General features: G+C 59.7%; 15 protein-coding genes. 11 read left to right on the forward strand and 4 right to left on the reverse strand.

Annotation, left to right across the window (positions count from 1 at the left end; translation table 11 throughout):
• Nucleotides 1-22: 22 nt before the first annotated feature.
• Nucleotides 23-1171: an iron-containing alcohol dehydrogenase gene (locus tag AB4P90_RS26755; RefSeq protein WP_014720173.1), complete on the reverse strand. Its 1149-nt coding sequence runs from the start codon at nt 1169-1171 to the stop codon at nt 23-25.
• Between the two features lie 213 nt (nt 1172-1384).
• On the opposite strand from AB4P90_RS26755, the gene AB4P90_RS26760 reads away from it, so the two are divergent.
• On the forward strand, nt 1385-2356 hold the full coding sequence (locus tag AB4P90_RS26760) for an alpha/beta hydrolase family protein (RefSeq protein ID WP_395605493.1): 972 nt from the start codon (nt 1385-1387) through the stop codon (nt 2354-2356).
• Between the two features lie 76 nt (nt 2357-2432).
• Here AB4P90_RS26760 and AB4P90_RS26765 read toward each other — a convergent pair whose 3' ends face one another.
• Genes AB4P90_RS26765 through AB4P90_RS26775 form a run of 3 tightly spaced genes read right to left on the reverse strand, consistent with a single transcriptional unit; the run spans nt 2433 to nt 4898 of the window.
• Nucleotides 2433-3200 carry a TerB family tellurite resistance protein gene (locus AB4P90_RS26765; protein WP_014720175.1) on the reverse strand — a complete coding sequence of 256 codons (768 nt, stop codon included), beginning with the start codon at nt 3198-3200 and terminating at the stop codon, nt 2433-2435.
• 1 nt (nt 3201) lies between these two features.
• A complete protein-coding gene (murU, locus tag AB4P90_RS26770) occupies nt 3202-3876 on the reverse strand; it encodes an N-acetylmuramate alpha-1-phosphate uridylyltransferase MurU (RefSeq protein ID WP_014720176.1) in 675 nt (224 codons plus the stop codon).
• The gene (locus tag AB4P90_RS26775) at nt 3873-4898 is read right to left on the reverse strand and encodes an aminoglycoside phosphotransferase family protein (protein WP_014720177.1); all 1026 of its coding nucleotides are present in this window, start codon (nt 4896-4898) and stop codon (nt 3873-3875) included. The genes murU and AB4P90_RS26775 overlap by 4 nt, the downstream gene beginning before the upstream one ends.
• A 130-nt stretch (nt 4899-5028) precedes the next feature.
• Here AB4P90_RS26775 and AB4P90_RS26780 point away from each other — a divergent pair, with 130 nt between their 5' ends.
• From AB4P90_RS26780 to AB4P90_RS26825, 10 genes are all read left to right on the forward strand, one after another.
• Entirely contained in the window at nt 5029-7806 is a 2778-nt protein-coding gene (locus tag AB4P90_RS26780; RefSeq protein ID WP_395605494.1) for an LPS-assembly protein LptD, read from the forward strand.
• On the forward strand, nt 7787-9121 hold the full coding sequence (locus AB4P90_RS26785) for a peptidylprolyl isomerase (protein WP_137271085.1): 1335 nt from the start codon (nt 7787-7789) through the stop codon (nt 9119-9121). The genes AB4P90_RS26780 and AB4P90_RS26785 overlap by 20 nt, the downstream gene beginning before the upstream one ends.
• Nucleotides 9118-10107 carry a 4-hydroxythreonine-4-phosphate dehydrogenase PdxA gene (gene pdxA / locus AB4P90_RS26790; RefSeq protein WP_003194722.1) on the forward strand — a complete coding sequence of 330 codons (990 nt, stop codon included), beginning with the start codon at nt 9118-9120 and terminating at the stop codon, nt 10105-10107. The genes AB4P90_RS26785 and pdxA overlap by 4 nt, the downstream gene beginning before the upstream one ends.
• Nucleotides 10104-10916: a 16S rRNA (adenine(1518)-N(6)/adenine(1519)-N(6))-dimethyltransferase RsmA gene (gene rsmA / locus AB4P90_RS26795; protein ID WP_014720181.1), complete on the forward strand. Its 813-nt coding sequence runs from the start codon at nt 10104-10106 to the stop codon at nt 10914-10916. Before pdxA ends, rsmA begins: the two co-directional genes overlap by 4 nt.
• A gap of 237 nt (nt 10917-11153) precedes the next feature.
• Nucleotides 11154-11534: a Co2+/Mg2+ efflux protein ApaG gene (gene apaG, locus AB4P90_RS26800; protein ID WP_003194726.1), complete on the forward strand. Its 381-nt coding sequence runs from the start codon at nt 11154-11156 to the stop codon at nt 11532-11534.
• Entirely contained in the window at nt 11534-12385 is an 852-nt protein-coding gene (locus tag AB4P90_RS26805; protein ID WP_395605495.1) for a symmetrical bis(5'-nucleosyl)-tetraphosphatase, read from the forward strand. The genes apaG and AB4P90_RS26805 overlap by 1 nt, the downstream gene beginning before the upstream one ends.
• Before the next feature lie 9 nt (nt 12386-12394).
• On the forward strand, nt 12395-12724 hold the full coding sequence (glpE, locus tag AB4P90_RS26810) for a thiosulfate sulfurtransferase GlpE (RefSeq protein ID WP_014720183.1): 330 nt from the start codon (nt 12395-12397) through the stop codon (nt 12722-12724).
• 285 nt (nt 12725-13009) lie between these two features.
• Nucleotides 13010-14932, forward strand: coding sequence for a PrkA family serine protein kinase (locus AB4P90_RS26815; protein ID WP_003194732.1), 1923 nt, complete (start codon nt 13010-13012; stop codon nt 14930-14932).
• A 113-nt stretch (nt 14933-15045) separates the two neighbouring features.
• Nucleotides 15046-16317, forward strand: a complete 1272-nt coding sequence (locus AB4P90_RS26820) for a YeaH/YhbH family protein (RefSeq protein WP_003194735.1) — start codon at nt 15046-15048, stop codon at nt 16315-16317.
• A complete protein-coding gene (locus AB4P90_RS26825) occupies nt 16314-17879 on the forward strand; it encodes a SpoVR family protein (protein WP_003194736.1) in 1566 nt (521 codons plus the stop codon). The genes AB4P90_RS26820 and AB4P90_RS26825 overlap by 4 nt, the downstream gene beginning before the upstream one ends.
• The last annotated feature ends 52 nt before the right edge of the window (nt 17880-17931 follow it).

The following is a 17931-nucleotide window of genomic DNA, read 5'->3' on the forward strand; positions in this document are numbered from 1 at the left end:
GCACCGTGACCTATCTCAACGGTTAGTAAGCTGCCCGGTAGATTTTTTCGATATCGGCGGCGCTGAGCTTGCGCGGGTTGTTACGCATCAAGCGTTCAATGCCTGCAGCTTCGCTGGCCATGGCCGGGATGGCGTCCTCGGGCACGCCGAAACTGCGCAGGCCGGACGGGATCTCCACTGCCGCACATAACCGCGTCATCGCCTCTACAGCCTGGTCGGCAGCGTCATTCACACTCAGCCCGGCGATATTGACGCCCATGGCCTGGGCGATGTCCTGCATGCGCTCGACGCAGGCCAATTTGTTCCAGTGCATGACATACGGCAGCAACAGCGCATTACTGACGCCATGGGCAATATTGAAGCGCCCACCCAACGGGTACGCCAGCGCATGCACGGCACCGACGCCCGCGTTGCCAAAGGCCATGCCGGCCATCAGGCTGGCGGTGGCCATGTCGTCACGGGCCTGCAGGTTGGCCGGGTTGGCGTAAGCCTTGGGCAACGCGCTGGCAATCAATCTGATCGCACCGATGGCCAGGGCGTCGGTAATCGGCGAGGCATGCAGCGACAGGTAGGACTCGATGGCATGCACCAAGGCGTCCACGCCACTGGCGGCCGTGACACCTCGCGGGCAGGTCAAGGTCATTTGCGGGCTGATCAGCGCGACATCCGGCAGCAAGTAATCGCTGACGATGCCTTTTTTCAGCTGTGCAGCCTTGTCGGACAGTATCGCCACATTGGTCACCTCCGAGCCGGTACCGGCCGTGGTGGGGATGGCGATCAACGGCGGGCCTTTGCGCGGCACCTGATCGACGCCAAACAAGTCCGCCAGCGCGCCGTGATAACCGGCATAGGCCGCCACGCTCTTGGCGATGTCGATGGCACTGCCGCCGCCCACACCGATCAGGCCGTCATGCCCCCCTTCGCGGTACGCACGCATGCAGTCTTCGACGATGGCAATTTCCGGATCGGGCAGCACGCGGTCGAAGATTTCGTAGGCTCGATCACCCAGATGCTCCAAGGCCAGCGCAACGGTACCGGACTGGACCAGCGCGGCGTCAGTGACGATCAGTGGGTTATCCACATCCAGGCGCGTGAGTTCGGCAGCCAGTTGTTCGATGGCACCTGCACCGGTCAGCAGTTTGTGGGCGATCTTGAATGAGGAAGTACTCATGTGCGCGGCCTCTTATGAATGATGGGCTGGCACAAGAATAGCTGCCCCTGGCGTGTTGTCTGCCATTCATTGGTTGAATGGCCGCGCCGCGACCATCAAGACAGCTAACAAACCGCCGATAGCCTGTCGGTAGCGAGAACCGCGCCTCATACCCCTGACAAATACCGACCAACCCATTAGGCTGCTGGAATCACTTCTGGCCGGGAATCAACGATGCTTTTTCTTCACCGTTCGGCACTGCCAGCATTGTGCCTGTCACTGCTGTTTACCAGCGTCTTGCCTGTTCAGGCCGAGGATGCACCCTCGCCTGCCGTCGAAAAACCGGCTGAACGCCAGGCCTTGCCCGAGCGTAGCCAGCAAGAAGCCAGTGCGCTCGAACGGCAGGTGCCGCAGCAGGAGCAACAGCAATTGCAAGCTGGTAGCGATTCGTTCCTGGCGCTATGGAAACCCGCCAACAGCGCCGAAGCCGAGGGTGTGGTGATTCTCATACCAGGTGCCGGGGAGAACGCGGACTGGCCGCAGGCCATCGCGCCTCTGCGGCGCAAGTTACCGGACGCCGCCTGGGGCACCCTCAGCCTGTCATTGCCTGACGTCAGTGTGGACACCCTGCCGCCACGGCTCATCGAACCGCCGAAAGCGGCGGTCGATACCAGCAGCAAGGAAGGCAGCACCGCTGCCAAGCCGGTCGAACAGGCCGCCAGTGCCGAGGCCGAGGGCACAGACCCGGCGGTGGTGCCGGGGGCGGATGAACAGGACAAGACCGACACCAAGCGCATCTTCGACCGTATCGACGCCGCCGTCGCCTTCGCCCAGACCCAAAGCGCCCGCAGTGTGGTGTTGCTCGGCCATGGCACCGGGGCCTGGTGGGCGGCACGCTACCTCAGCGAGAAACAACCCTCCCAGGTGCAGAGGTTGGTGATGGTGGCCGGCAAGACGCCTGCGGCTCGCCAACCGGACCTGCAGCAACTGGCGCCGGCCTTGAAGGTGCCCACGGCGGATGTGTTCTATCAAGGCGCCCAGGATCGCAAGAACGCCCTGGAGCGACTCCAGGCGGCCAAGCGCTCGAAGAATGACAGCTATAAGCAGGTGTCGCTCACGGCGTTACCCGGCAATAGCGCGGCGGAGCAAGAGCAGTTGTACCGCAGGGTTCGCGGGTGGCTGAGCCCGAAGGGCAGCGCAGACTGATCACATAGTCGACCATGTCGCACAACGATGTGGCAGGGGCAAGCCCCCTCCCACATGGCGTTGAGTGGCGATAGTCTCAACGAAAATCCCGCCGCTCGCGAATCAGCGCATAGGCGTTATGCAACTCTCGGGTTCGTTCGGTCGCCTCCCGCACTTGCGCGGGGCTGGCACCCGTGCCGGCGATCTTGTCCGGATGGTGACGGCTGAGCAGGCGGCGGTAGGCGCGCTTGATCACCGAAGGCTCAGTGGTTGCCGTCACCCCCAGGATACGCAACGCCTCCTGATAGGCACCGCCACGATTGGCCAATGGCTTGCGCTCCGGCGCGTAATCGGTCGCCAATGCCTGAAGCTGCTGTGGCGTCCAGCCCAACCACTTGCCCCACTGGTCGATCAGGTCGCGCTCGGCAGCATCCGCTCGACCGTCCGCCCACGCCATGCGCCAACAGGCGCGCAGCACGCCTTCCGCCGCATGGGGCTGCGTCTTGAGCACCCGCAGGTAACGGCGAACCCGGTCGCTGCCGGACTTGCCACGGTTGAAGGCGCTGATCGCGCGGCGCTGGGCCGGCTCACTCATGTCCAGTGCGCGCATCTCCTGGCGCGCTTGCTGGATATGCCCATCGACAACCCGGCCATTACTCTTGGCTAGGCGTCCCAGCAGCACAAACAGCAGTTCATCGTTGCGCAAAGCCGGGCGCCCACCCAGGCGTTCACGCAACTGCGCCCAACTGTGCAGTTGCAGACGGCGATCCAGCGCCTGCCCCAGCAATGCCCCCAACAGAGCCCCCGGGATACTGGCAATGGCAAAGCCAGCCCCGGCGCCGATCAGCGTCCCTGGCCACAACATCCTACTGCCCCGCTGTCAGCAAGGTTTCGACCTGCGCCAATCGCTCCAGCGTCCCTACATCCACCCAGCGTCCTGCCATGTGCTCCCCCGTTACCAAACCTTTGGCCATGGCCTCGCGCAACAGCGGGGCCAGCTTGAAGGCACCGGCGCTGCAACCCGCGAACAATTTAGGGTCGAGCACTGAAATGCCACTGAAGGTCAGGTTATCGGCACCGGGCGCGGCATCATGAAGCACACCGTGATCCAGGTAGAAATCCCCGCCCGAGGGGTGGTGTGCTGGGTTGTCGACCATCACCAAGTGCGCCAGGCCCCGGATCGGCTGCTTGAGCTGGATGAAATCGTAGTCGGTCCATATATCGCCATTGACCACCAGAAACGGTTCGTCGCCCAGCAGCGGCAACGCCTGGAATATCCCACCCCCCGTTTCCAGCGGTTCACCCTCCGGCGAGTAGCGGATGCGCAGACCGAATTGGGCACCGTCGCCCAGGTAGCTTTCGATCTGCTCGCCGAGCCAGGCGTGGTTGATCACGATCTCGGTAAAGCCGGCCTTCGCCAAGGCTTCAAGGTGATACTCGATCAGCCGCTTGCCGCCGGCTTGCACCAGCGGCTTGGGCGTATGCAGGGTGAGCGGACGCATGCGCTCGCCCTTGCCCGCCGCCAGGATCATCGCCTTCATACGCTGGCCTCGGCAGGTTCGCGCAGGCTGGCGAGTAACTCGCCCAGGTCACTCAACTCGGGTCGGTCGGCCAGCACCGCTTCTATATAAGCAAAGAAACGCGGCACGTCGGCCAGGTAGCGTGGTTTGCCGTCGCGGTGGCAGATACGCGAAAAGATGCCGATAACCTTGAGGTGACGCTGCACGCCCATCAGGTCGCTGGCACGCAGGAACTCCTCAAAGTCGTCCTGTACTGGAATCCCCAATTGTCCGGCACGCTGCCAATAGCCACGCTGCCATTCGCGCACGCGGGCCTGGGGCCAACTGAGGAAGGCGTCCTTGAACAGGCAGGTGATGTCATAGGTCACCGGGCCGTAGACCGCGTCCTGGAAATCCAGCACGCCAGGGCTTGGCTCACTGATCATCAGGTTGCGCGGCATGTAGTCGCGGTGCACCAGCACCTTGGGCTGGGCCAGGGCGCTGTCGATCAACTGCTGGCTGGCACGTTGCCAGAGGGCTTGTTGCTCAGGGTCGAGGTCGATGCCCAAGTGACGGCGCACATACCATTCCGGGAACAGCTCCAGCTCGCGACGCAATAAAGCCACGTCATAGCTGGGCAACGGTGCATCCATCGGCAATTGCTGGAAAGCCAGCAGCGCGTCGATGGCATCGGCAAATAATTGGTCGGCATTTTCACCGTCAATCACGTCCAGATAGGTTTTTGTGCCTAGGTCATTGAGCAAAAGAAAGCCACGGGGCAAATCTTCTGCATAAATTTTTGGCACATTTATTCCCGATTTCGCGAGCAAATGCGCAATATCGACGAAAGGTTTGCAGTTTTCCTGGGGGGGTGGCGCGTCCATGACGACGAACGTATGGGCACCGCCCTCCCATCGGAAGTAACGCCTGAAACTCGCGTCGCTGCTGGCCGCGGTCAATGTGGCCGGGGGCACGGGGCCCCAGTCCTGAGCGTTGAAAAGAATCGGCAACTGCTCATCCAGCCAGACTTCCAGCTGTTGTAAACGTAGATCGTGCTCGGGCATTACAAGGGTCTCCGACGGCGCTAGCCGTCAAGCGGGGCATGCTTTATTATCACGCATCTTTTTCAGACCATCGAGAGGCGTGCGGCCCAAACCGCGGGCAGATGGCACGCAGGAAGCCCGGACTAATAAGATGGCATTGAAATCCCCCGCGTTTCGTAGAAAATTTCCGTTGCTGGTAACCGGCAGTCTGCTGGCCTTGCAACCTTTCGCCACCTCATTCGTGGTCGCCGCGGAACAGTATGACTGCTCAGTCTCTGCTTCGGGTGCCTGGGATTGTGCGCCGAAGACGGCCGCCGCCCCATTGCCACCGCGCCCGGTGCATGACGGTGCTGCCGTCAGCTCGGCCAACAGCACGCCGCAAGGCAAAGCTGGCGGCAGCGTCGACGCCGAGCCCAAGACCATGCTGGTCACCGAAGCCAAGGGCCGTGGCCTGCGCTCGCGCAGCGCCGACTACAGCCACCTGGACTGGGTACCTCGCGACAAGCTGACCGCAGCACAGTTGGCCGAAACCGGCCCTTACTGCGGCGGCGCGTACATCGAGCCGACTCGTCCTGGCATGAACGACAAGACGAACAAGAGCGATGCGCCGACCTTCATCGGCGCCAAGGCCTCGCGTTACGAGCAGGAGCAGCAGGTCGCTACCCTGGCCGGTGACGTGGTCATGCGCCAGGGCAGCATGCAACTGGAAGCGGACGAAGCCAGCCTGTACCAGGCTGAGAACCGTGGCGAACTAAATGGCAAGGTGCGCCTGCGCGACAACGGCGCCCTGATCGTGGGTGACCACGCTCAAGTCCAGCTCGACACCGGCGCCGCCCAGATCGATAACGCCGAATACGTGATGCACAAGTCACGCATCCGCGGTAACGCGCTATACGCCAAGCGTGCAGAGAATGCGATCATCCGTCTCAAGGACGGTACGTACACCACCTGCGAGCCGGACAGCAACGCCTGGCAGCTCAAGGGCAACAACATCACGTTGAACCCGGCCACCGGTTTCGGTACGGCGACCAACGCGACGTTGCGGGTCAAGAACATCCCGATCCTGTACACCCCGTACATCTACTTCCCGATCGACGACCGTCGCCAATCCGGCTTCCTGCCGCCGAGCTTCAGCACCGGTGGGGAAACTGGCTTTACGCTGGTAACACCGTACTACTTCAACCTGGCGCCGAACTACGATGCCACGTTGTACCCGCAGTACATGACTAAACGTGGCTTGTTGATGGAAGGCGAGTTCCGCTATCTGACCAAGTCGAGTGAAGGGCAGTTTGGTGGGGCGTACCTCAACGACGATAACGACGAGCGGAAGAACCAGACTGATTACGAAAAGACCCGCTATATGCTCAATTGGCAGCATAAGGGTGGGTTGGATTCGCGTCTGACGTCGCAGGTGGATTACACCCGGATCAGCGATCCTTATTACTTCCAGGATTTGAAGTCGTATGAGGAAGGGGTTGAGAGCCAGGACGCTCTGAACCAGCAGGGATCCTTGACGTATCGGGGCGACTCTTATCAGGCCCGCTTGAATGTCCAGGCTTATCAGCTGGCGACAATCACTCAGATCACACCGTATGACCGGTTGCCGCAGCTCACGTTGAATGGCCAACTGCCCTTTCATCCGGGCGGCCTGGACTTCAGTTATGAAACCGAAGCCGTACGATTTGATCGAGACCTGGAGAACGGTAACTTTACCGACGAAAATGGCTTGGTTTCGCGTCGCCTCGATACCAACGTCACTGGCTTGACTCGTGCAAACGGCACTCGTCTGAACCTTGCGCCAGCTGTCTCTTATCCGATGAACTGGTCCTACGGCTTTTTGACGCCGAAGTTGAAGTACGTATATACCAAGTACGATCTTGACCTTGACGGTACAGGCAAGAGCCAGATGGCTGCAGGAGGTCAAACCTTCAATAGCTCACAGGACCGCTCAGTACCTATTGCAAGCATCGACAGCGGCCTGTACTTCGACCGTAAAACCAATTGGTTTGGTAAAGATTACAACCAGACCCTCGAACCTCGTGCGTTCTACCTCTACGTACCGAATAAAGACCAGACCGAGATTCCTGTCTTCGACACCAGCGAGAACTCGTTCAGCTACTCCTCGCTGTTCCGGGACAACCGCTTCAGCGGTTCCGACCGTATCGGCGACGAAAACAAGCTGTCCTTTGGTCTCACCAGCCGCTGGATTGAAGAGAACGGTTTCGAACGTCAACGCGCTTCCATCGGCCAAGCGGTGTACTTCAAGGATCGTGAAGTTCAATTGCCTGGCATCGACGCCAAGACACGTGATGACGCGCACTCAAACGTATCTCCTGTTGCACTGGAGTACGAGTTCCGCTTCAACCGCGACTGGCGCGCCACAGCCGACTACAACTGGGACACCGAGAGCCATAGCCCTCGCTCCGGCAGCGCGATGTTCCACTACCAGCCGGAAGACAACCCGAACAAGGTCGTCAACCTGGGCTACCGCTATCGCAACGACCAGGTTGTCTACAACCAACTGACCGGTAAATGGCAGTTCGGCGGAGACTTCGGCAGCCCGGGCCAAGAGAACTACGTGAAGGATTACTACAAAATCCAGCAACACGACTTCTCGATGATGTGGCCGATCATTCCCCAGTGGAACCTGATCACGCGCTGGCAGTATGACTATGCTCGCAACCGTACCCTGGAAGCCTTTGGTGGTTTCGAGTACGACAACTGCTGCTGGAAACTGCGCGTCATCAACCGTTACTGGGTTTCCAACGACGAATACACGCAGATCGCCCCTCAGAACGAAAAGGGTGACCACGGGCTCTTCTTCCAGATCGTCCTTAAAGGACTCGGCGGCCTGACCGGCGCCAAGGTAGAGAGCTTCCTCGACAAAGGCATTCAAGGTTATCGTGAACGTGAAGACAAAGCTTTCTGAGTGTTTGCGCCCGCTAGTGCTGGGCGCGCTGTTCCTGGGTACTGTTTCGGCACACGCCGCAGTTCAACAGCTGGATAAAGTAGCGGCCATCGTCGACAACGACGTGATCATGCAGAGCCAGCTGGACCAACGGGTCAAGGAAGTTCAGCAAACCATCGCCAAGCGTGGCGGTGGTGTGCCACCGAGCAGCGTCCTGGAACCCCAGGTGCTGGAGCGTCTGATCGTCGAGAACCTGCAATTGCAGATTGGCGACCGTTCTGGCATCCGTATTTCAGACGAAGAATTGAACCAGGCCGTTGGCACCATCGCCCAGCGTAACAACATGAGCATTGATCAGTTCCGCGCCGCCCTGGCTCGCGATGGTTTGTCCTACGAGGACGCCCGTGACCAGATCAAGCGCGAAATGATCATCAGCCGTGTGCGCCAGCGCCGTGTGGCCGAGCGGGTTCAGGTGTCCGAGCAGGAAGTGAAGAACTTCCTGGCCTCGGACCTGGGCAAGATGCAGCTCTCCGAAGAGTTGCACTTGGCCAATATCCTGATCCCAACCCCGGACGGAGCCAACTCTGAGCAGCTTAATGCCGCCGCCGCTAAAACCCAGGCGATCTATGAGCGCCTGAAAGCGGGTGCAGATTTTGCCCAGATGGCCATTGCTCAGTCCGGCAGCGACAACGCCCTCGAAGGCGGTGACATGGGCTGGCGTAAAGCCGCTCAATTGCCACCTCCGTTTGATCGCGAATTGAGCGCCATGGAAGTCGGTGGCATTACCCAGCCAGCCCGCACCCCGGGTGGCTTCATCATCCTGAAGCTGCTGGAACGTCGCGGCGGCGAGACTTCGCTGAAAGACGAAGTCCATGTTCGTCACATCCTGGTCAAACCGAGCGAAATCCGCACTGAGGCACAAACCAAGGAACTGGCCCAGAAGATCTACGACCGCATTGAAAGCGGTGAAGACTTCGCCACCCTGGCTAAAAGCTTCTCGGAAGACCCAGGTTCTGCCCTTAACGGCGGCGATCTGAACTGGATCGACCCGAAAGCTCTGGTGCCTGAGTTCCAGCAGGTTATGGCCGAGACACCGCAAGGCGTATTGTCCAAGCCGTTCAAGACTCAGTACGGCTGGCATGTGCTGGAAGTGCTTGGCCGTCGCGCCACGGACAACACCACCCAGGCCCGCGAGCAGCAAGCCCTGAGCGTACTGCGTAACCGCAAATACGACGAAGAGCTGCAAACCTGGCTGCGTCAGATCCGTGACGAAGCGTATGTAGAGAACAAGCTGCCAGGCGCCGAGCAAACAGGCACCGACCAGGCACCCCAGTGAAACCCCAGCGTTTCGCGGTGACACCCGGCGAGCCAGCCGGCATTGGTCCAGACCTGTGCCTGCTGCTCGCCTCGCAACCCCAGCCACACCCCCTGATTGCCATTACCAGCCGCGACCTGCTCCTTGAGCGGGCCGCGCAACTGGGTGTGGCCGTCAACCTGCTGGACGTGGCGCCGGGCAACTGGCCCGACCTGCCGGCCCCCGCCGGCAGCCTGTATGTGTGGGACACCCCGCTGCAAGCCAAAGTGGTTGCAGGGCAGTTGAATACGGCCAACGCGGCATTTGTGCTGGAGACGTTGACCCGTGCGGGCCAAGGCTGCATCGACGGCGACTTCGCCGGCATGATTACCGCACCGGTGCACAAAGGTGTGATCAACGAATCCGGTATCGCCTTTTCCGGCCATACCGAATTCCTCGCGGAACTGACCCATACCGCTCAAGTGGTGATGATGCTCGCCACCCGCGGCCTGCGTGTGGCGCTGGTGACCACCCACTTGCCGCTGCGTGAAATCGCCGATGCCATCACTGCCGAGCGTGTGGAGCGTGTCACGCGCATCCTGCACAGCGACCTGCAACACAAATTCGGCATTGCCCAGCCGCGTATCCTGGTCTGTGGGCTTAACCCCCACGCCGGTGAAGGCGGCCACTTGGGCCATGAAGAAATCGACATCATTGAACCGACATTAGAGCGCCTGCGCCAAGAAGGCATGGACCTACGCGGCCCATTGCCTGCAGACACTCTGTTCACCCCCAAATATCTGGAGCACTGCGACGCAGTGCTGGCGATGTACCACGACCAGGGGCTGCCCGTGCTGAAATACAAAGGCTTCGGCGCCGCAGTCAACGTGACACTGGGCCTGCCGATCATCCGCACTTCCGTCGACCATGGCACCGCCCTGGACCTCGCAGGCAGCGGCAAGATCGATACCGGCAGCCTGCACGTGGCCCTGGAAACCGCCTATCAGATGGCCGAGACCCGTATATGACTGAGCATTACCAACACCGGGCGCGCAAGCGCTTCGGGCAGAACTTCCTGCATGACGCTGGCGTAATCGATCGCATCCTGCGCTCCATCCATGCCAAGCCAGAAGACCGCCTGCTGGAAATCGGCCCGGGCCAGGGCGCACTGACACAAGGCCTGCTGGCCAGCGGTGGGCAACTGGACGTGGTGGAACTGGACAAGGACTTGATCCCGATCCTCAACCAGCAGTTCGCCGGCAAGTCCAACTTCAATCTGCACCAGGGCGATGCGCTGAAGTTCGACTTCAATAGCCTCAATGCCGCGCCCAATAGCCTGCGGGTGGTGGGCAACCTGCCGTACAACATCTCCACACCGCTGATTTTTCACCTGCTGAACAACGCCGGGATCATCCGCGACATGCACTTCATGCTGCAAAAGGAAGTGGTGGAGCGCCTGGCCGCAGGCCCTGGCGGTGGTGACTGGGGCCGCTTGTCGATCATGGTCCAGTATCACTGCCGCGTAGAGCACCTGTTCAACGTCGGCCCGGGCGCGTTCAACCCGCCACCGAAGGTCGATTCAGCCATCGTGCGCCTGGTGCCGCATGCCGTACTGCCGCACCCGGCCAAGGATCACAAACTGCTGGAACGTGTGGTACGCGAAGCGTTCAACCAACGCCGCAAGACCTTGCGTAACACACTCAAAGCCCTGCTGAGCAATGCTGAAATCGAAGCCGCCGGCGTCGACGGCGGCCTGCGCCCCGAGCAACTGGACCTGGCCGCGTTCGTGCGCCTGGCTGACCAGCTTGCCATCCAGCCAGCGCCAACAGCGCAATAGGGTTCAACACCCTCCAATGTGGGAGCGGGCTTGCTCGCGAATGCGGTGGATCAGTTATAGATCAGTTGACTGACGCACCGCATTCGCGAGCAAGCCCGCTCCCACAGGTTTAACCGCGTTACGTTGATAGAGTCGTTTCATCAAGTTCAAGAGCCCAGACAGCATGTCTGGCCTAGTGCCCACCTCTTGGCCTAGACTGACCCGCATCTGCTGTCCTTCGCTTTTAAGGCCTCTTGCATGTCCGATCCTCGCTATCAGATAGACGTCAGCGTCGTCACCCGCTTCCTGGCGGACCAATCGCAACCCGAACATAACCGCTTCGCCTTTGCCTACACCATTACAGTGAAGAACAACGGGCTGGTGCCGGCCAAGCTGCTGTCGCGCCACTGGGTCATCACCGATGGCGACGGCCAGGTCGAGGAAGTGCGCGGGGCAGGCGTTGTCGGCCAGCAACCGTTGATCGACAGCGGCGCCAGCCACACTTATAGCAGCGGCACGGTAATGACCTCCAAGGTCGGCACCATGCAAGGCTCGTATCAAATGAAGGCCACCGACGGCCAACTGTTCGATGCAATCATCAAGCCCTTCCGCCTGGCTGTGCCAGGAGCCCTGCACTGATGGCGACGTACGCGGTCGGCGACCTGCAAGGTTGCCTGGACCCTCTCAAGCGCCTGCTGGAGCGCGTAGCCTTCGACCCGGCAAATGATCGCTTGTGGTTGGTGGGAGACTTGGTTAACCGGGGCCCACAGTCCCTGGAAACCCTGCGCTACCTCTATGGCCTGCGTGATTCCTTGGTATGCGTGCTGGGCAACCATGACCTGCATCTGCTTGCGGCCGGCAACACTATCGAGCGCCTCAAAAAAGGCGACACCCTGCGGGAAATTCTCGAAGCCCCAGACCGCGCTCAACTGCTCGACTGGCTGCGCCGGCAAAAACTTATGCACTACGACGAGGATCGCAACATGGCCTTGGTGCATGCCGGTATCCCGCCGCAGTGGACGCTGAAAAAAGCCCTCAAGTGCGCTGCCGAAGTTGAAAGTGCATTGGCTGATGACAACCTGTACACCGCTTACCTCGACGGCATGTACGGCAACGACCCAGTGAAGTGGGACAACGACCTCACCGGCGTGGCCCGCCTGCGAGTCATCACCAACTACTTCACGCGGATGCGCTTCTGCACGGCCGAAGGCAAACTGGACCTCAAAAGCAAGGAAGGCGCCGACACCGCCCTGCCCGGCTACAAGCCCTGGTTCGCCTACAAGGAACGCAGGACCCGAGACACAAAGATCATCTTTGGCCACTGGGCCGCGCTGGAAGGCAAGTGCGATGAACCCGGCGTGTTCGCCCTCGACACCGGTTGCGTGTGGGGCGGTGCCATGACCCTGATGAACATCGACACGGGCAAGCGCCTCGACTGCCAGTGCGAATCGCCCCTTTCCATTACCCTGCCGGCCACCGCCAAGCAATAGGAGCCCGCCATGACCGAATTCAAACGTATCCCTCCCCAAGAAGCACAGACCCTGCGCGAGCAAGGTGCCGTAGTCGTCGACATCCGCGACCAGCCTACTTATGCCGCCGCTCACATCACCGGCGCCCAGCACTTGGACAACGTCAACATCGCCGACTTCATCCGCGCCGCCGACCTCGATGCACCGCTGATCGTCGCCTGCTACCACGGCAATTCCAGCCAGAGTGCAGCCGCGTATCTGATCAGCCAGGGTTTCTCTGACGTCTACAGCCTGGACGGCGGGTTTGAGCTGTGGCGTACGACCTATCCCGCGGAAATTTCTTCGGGCGATTCGCAATAATTTTTTTCACACCCCGCTACCCCGCGTGACGCTTGGGCTTGCGCCGTTTCTGACGAACGGCGCAGCCAAACTAATTGCGCATCGCGCCTTGACCTCCCGGATTCCGAACTATCCTTAAGCGCAGGCCATCCGAATCAGGGGAGAGCCGGTACACCGGCGTACGGGTCATCGGTAGCGTTTCAGGGTGTTCTGGGGGGAAAACAGCCATTGGCGTGCGTCAATGACTGCCAGCATCGACTGATTGATCCGGCGTCGGCTCCACGTATCGAGCGAGGTGACGACGTCATGAGTATCTTTAGCCACTTCCAACAACGCTTCGCGTCCACACAGCAGGAAGAACTCACGCTTCAGGAGTATCTCGAGCTGTGCAAACAGGACCGCAGCACCTACGCTTCTGCCGCCGAACGCTTGCTATTGGCGATTGGCGAGCCAGAACTGGTGGAAACCGCCAATAATTCGCGCCTGTCGCGGATATTTTCCAACAAGGTGATCCGCCGCTATCCGGCCTTTGAAGACTTCCATGGGATGGAAGAATGCATCGACCAGATCGTTTCCTACTTCCGCCATGCCGCCCAAGGCCTGGAAGAGAAGAAGCAGATCCTCTATTTGCTCGGCCCGGTCGGCGGCGGCAAATCGTCCCTGGCGGAAAAGCTCAAGCAATTGATCGAGAAGGTGCCCTTCTATGCGATCAAGGGCTCGCCCGTCTTCGAGTCGCCCCTGGGCCTGTTCAACGCCACGGAAGATGGCGCGATCCTCGAGGAAGACTTCGGTATCCCGCGGCGCTACCTCAACACCATCATGTCGCCCTGGGCCACCAAGCGCCTGGCCGAGTTCGGCGGTGATATCAGCCAGTTCCGGGTGGTGAAACTCTACCCGTCGATCCTCAACCAGATCGGCGTGGCCAAGACCGAACCCGGCGATGAAAACAATCAGGACATTTCGGCACTGGTGGGCAAGGTCGATATCCGCAAACTGGAAGAGTTTCCGCAGAACGATGCCGATGCCTACAGCTATTCGGGCGCATTGTGCCGGGCCAACCAGGGCCTGATGGAGTTCGTGGAGATGTTCAAGGCACCGATCAAGGTGCTGCACCCACTGCTCACCGCTACCCAGGAAGGTAACTACAACAGTACCGAAGGCCTGGGGGCGATTCCATTTACCGGGATCTTGCTGGCTCACTCCAACGAATCGGAATGGCATACCTTCCGCAATAACAAGAACAACGAAGCCTTCATCGACCGGATCTATATCGTCAAGGTGCCGTACTGCCTGCGGGTCAGTGACGAAATCAAGATTTACGACAAACTGCTGTTCAACAGCTCCCTGGCCAAGGCCCATTGCGCCCCCGACACCCTGAAAATGCTTGCCCAGTTCACCGTACTGTCGCGCCTCAAGGAGCCGGAGAACTCCAATATCTATTCGAAGATGCGCGTCTACGACGGCGAAAACCTCAAGGACACCGATCCCAAGGCTAAGTCGATCCAGGAATACCGTGATACAGCCGGTGTGGACGAGGGCATGAACGGTCTGTCGACGCGCTTTGCGTTCAAGATCCTGTCCAAGGTCTTCAACTTCGATCCCCACGAGATTGCCGCCAACCCGGTGCACTTGCTCTATGTGCTGGAACAACAGATTGAACAGGAGCAATTCCAGGCCGAAACCCGTGAGCGCTACCTGCGCTTCCTCAAGGAATACCTGGCGCCGCGCTACATCGAGTTCATCGGCAAGGAAATCCAGACCGCTTACCTGGAGTCCTACAGCGAATACGGCCAGAACATTTTCGACCGCTACGTCCTGTACGCCGATTTCTGGATCCAGGATCAGGAATACCGCGACCCGGAAACCGGCGAAATCCTCAATCGCGTGGCCCTCAACGAAGAATTGGAAAAAATCGAGAAACCCGCCGGCATCAGCAATCCGAAGGACTTCCGCAACGAAATCGTCAATTTCGTACTGCGCGCCCGTGCCAACAACAACGGCAAGAACCCCACTTGGCTCAGCTACGAGAAGCTGCGGGTGGTCATCGAGAAGAAAATGTTCTCCAACACCGAGGACCTGCTGCCCGTCATCAGCTTCAACGCCAAGGCCAGCAAGGAGGATCAGCAAAAACACAACGACTTCGTCACACGCATGGTCGAGCGAGGCTACACCGACAAACAGGTACGACTGCTCTCCGAGTGGTACCTGCGGGTTCGCAAATCGCAGTAAGGCAGCGGCAAGCGCGCACTGCCAGGCATCCGGCCTGGCAGTTGACCGCTTGTCTCTAAGCTTCCAGCCCGCGGCTTGAAGCTTGTAACGTGAAGCTGCCCGGAGGGCTCCCCATGAGCTATGTGATCGACCGACGCCTCAATGGCAAGAACAAGAGCACGGTAAACCGCCAGCGTTTCCTGCGGCGGTACCGTGACCACATCAAAAAGGCGGTAGAAGAGGCCGTCAGCCGCCGCTCCATCACCGATATGGAGCATGGCGAACAAATCAGCATTCCCGGACGGGACATCGACGAACCGGTGCTTCACCATGGCCGCGGCGGCAAACAGACCGTGGTGCACCCCGGCAACAAGGAATTCACCACCGGCGAACATATCCAGCGCCCACAAGGCGGTGGCGGCGGCAAAGGCCCGGGCAAAGCCGGCAACTCTGGCGAAGGCATGGATGAATTCGTATTCCAGATCACTCAGGAAGAATTCCTCGAATTCATGTTCGAAGACCTCGAACTGCCCAACCTGGTCAAACGCAACCTGACCGGCACCGATACCTTCAAGACCGTACGTGCTGGGATCAGCAACGAGGGCAACCCGTCGCGCATCAACATCATCCGCACCCTGCGTTCAGCCCACGCACGGCGTATCGCCCTGTCCGGCAGCAGCCGCGCCAAACTCAAGCAGGCCAAGGAAGAGTTGGCACGCTTGAAGCGCGAAGAACCGGACAACTTCGGCGATATCCAGGAAATCGAGGCGGAAATCGAAAAACTCAGCGCGCGCATCCACCGCGTGCCGTTCCTCGATACCTTTGACTTGAAATACAACCTGCTGGTCAAGCAACCCAACCCCAGCTCCAAGGCTGTGATGTTCTGCCTGATGGACGTTTCCGGCTCCATGACCCAGGCCACCAAGGACATCGCCAAGCGCTTCTTTATCCTGCTGTACCTGTTCCTGAAACGAAACTACGACAAGATTGACGTAGTGTTCATCCGCCATCACACCAGCGCGCGAGAGGTGGACGAAGAGGAGTTTTTCTACTCGCGGGAAACCGGCGGCACCATTGTTTCCAGCGCACTGAAGCTGATGCAGGAGATCATGGCCGAGCGCTACCCCGCCAACGAGTGGAACATCTACGCCGCCCAAGCCTCCGACGGCGACAACTGGAACGACGACTCGCCGATCTGCCGGGACATTTTGATCAACCAGATCATGCCGTTCGTGCAGTACTACACTTACGTCGAAATCACCCCCCGTGAGCACCAGGCCCTCTGGTTCGAATACGAGCGCATCGGCGAAGCCTTTGCCGACACGTTCGCCCAGCAGCAACTGGTCTCGGCCGGCGATATCTACCCGGTCTTCCGTGAACTCTTCCAGCGCAGGTTAGTGACATGACCGCCAAAAAAGAGAACAAGCGCCAACCCATTTCCACCGGTTCCGAGTGGACCTTCGAACTGATCCAGGCCTATGACCGGGAAATCAGCCGTATCGCGGCGGGTTATGCCTTGGACACCTATCCCAATCAGATAGAAGTCATCACCGCTGAACAGATGATGGATGCCTATGCCTCGGTGGGCATGCCCCTGGGCTATCACCATTGGTCCTACGGGAAACACTTTCTCAGTACCGAGAAGTCCTACACACGCGGCCAGATGGGCCTGGCCTACGAGATCGTGATCAACTCCGACCCGTGCATCGCGTACCTGATGGAAGAAAACACCATCTGCATGCAGGCGCTGGTAGTGGCCCATGCCTGCTATGGGCATAACAGTTTCTTCAAGGGCAACTACCTGTTTCGCACCTGGACCGATGCCAGTTCGATCATTGATTACCTGGTGTTCGCCAAGCAATACATCATGCAGTGCGAGGAGCGCCACGGTATCGATGCGGTGGAAGACCTGTTGGACTCCTGCCACGCGCTGATGAATTATGGGGTCGATCGCTATAAGCGTCCCTATCCTATTTCCGCCGAAGAGGAACGCCTGCGCCAGAAGGAGCGCGAGGAGCACCTGCAGAAACAGATCAACGACCTGTGGCGCACCATCCCCAAGCGCGCCGACAAGAACAGCGACAAGGACAATGCCCGCTTCCCCGCCGAACCGCAGGAAAACATCCTGTATTTCCTCGAAAAGCACGCACCGCTGCTGGAGCCCTGGCAGCGCGAAATCGTGCGCATCGTGCGCAAGATCGCGCAATATTTTTATCCCCAGCGCCAAACCCAAGTAATGAACGAAGGCTGGGCAACCTTCTGGCATTACACCCTGATGAACGACCTGTACGACGAAGGCCTGGTCACTGACGGCTTCATGATGGAGTTCCTCACGTCCCATACGAGCGTGGTCTTCCAGCCAGGCTTCGACAGCCCGTACTACAACGGCATCAACCCCTATGCACTGGGTTTTGCCATGTACCGCGATATCCGCCGCATGTGCGAGCACCCCACGGAGGAAGACCGCCGCTGGTTCCCGGAAATCGCCGGCAGCGACTGGCTATCGACCATCAAGTTCGCCATGAGCAGCTTCAAGGATGAGAGTTTTATCCTGCAGTACCTGTCGCCCCAGGTGATCCGCGACCTTAAGTTGTTCAGCATCCTGGACGACGACCTCAAGGATGACCTGGTGGTGCCTGCCATCCACGACGAACCCGGCTACCGCATCATTCGCGAAACCCTGGCCGCGCAATACAACCTGGGTAACCGCGAGCCTAACGTTCAGATCTACAGCATTGATGTGCGTGGCGACCGTTCGCTGACCCTGCGTCACCAGCAACACGACCGCAAACCCTTGGGCGAATCCACTGAGGAAGTGCTCAAGCACCTGCATCGGCTCTGGGGTTTTGATATTCATTTGGAAACCCTGCAGGGCGACCAAGTGATGAAGACCCACCATGTACCACCGCGCAGCGATCATAACGACAACGACTATGGCCGCCTGGACATGGCCGTCGTGCATCTCTGAAACAGCAAAGCCTCCATTGGCCAGGCTCAGGCGTTATCCTGTGCCGCTAATG

This window comes from Pseudomonas sp. B16120, assembly GCF_044218845.1.
Lineage (GTDB): Bacteria > Pseudomonadota > Gammaproteobacteria > Pseudomonadales > Pseudomonadaceae > Aquipseudomonas > Aquipseudomonas paracarnis.